Origin of the sequence: Kocuria sp. CPCC 205258 (assembly GCF_040981005.1) — a bacterium.
Lineage (GTDB): Bacteria > Actinomycetota > Actinomycetes > Actinomycetales > Micrococcaceae > Kocuria > Kocuria rosea.
In genome coordinates this window covers 1-517 of record NZ_JAVKPS010000069.1, presented here as the reverse complement: position 1 = coordinate 517, position 517 = coordinate 1, and the positions used below count along the sequence as shown (strand labels likewise).

General features: G+C 42.2%; 1 protein-coding gene. It reads right to left on the bottom strand.

Annotated features, from left to right (window positions below):
* The coding region (locus RF644_RS18870; protein WP_254963472.1) for a helix-turn-helix domain-containing protein at window positions 1-287 on the bottom strand (287 nt) is incomplete at its 3' end.
* Window positions 288-517 lie beyond the last annotated feature (230 nt).

Genomic DNA, 517 nt, shown 5'->3' with positions numbered 1-517 from the left:
CACCAGATATTTTTTTTGAGCCGTTCATTCTCAATACGCAAGCGTAGGATTTCTCGCTTATACCCCTCCTTGGTTTTGTCAATGCCCTCAGGAAGTATGTTCCCAATCTCAGCATCAGCACGAGCCAACCCCTCTATGCCTGCTTCTTCATATTGCTTCAGCCACTTCTTAAAAGAAGTTTCCGAGACATTGTTTGCCCTGCAGAAATCACCGAGCTTAACTTTGGAGTTTCCCTTGAACTTACGAATCAAGAACTCCTTTTCCAATGGATTTAAATGCTTTGCCATAAAAAGTTTCCTTTCTGGTGAATACTTGACGATAAGATAACCGTGCTTCGGCAAGTTGTGTGCCCTTACGTTCGGGCTACGCCCTCTCTACAGGGCACACAACTCTATCTGCTTGCAAAGGTAATCATTTTCCATCAGTTTTCCACCTTTCTGTGTCTACTTTTTGAGGGGCAGCTATTTCTTTTGAAAAACCACAAAAAACGTCCTTAAAAATGTGTAAAACCACAAAA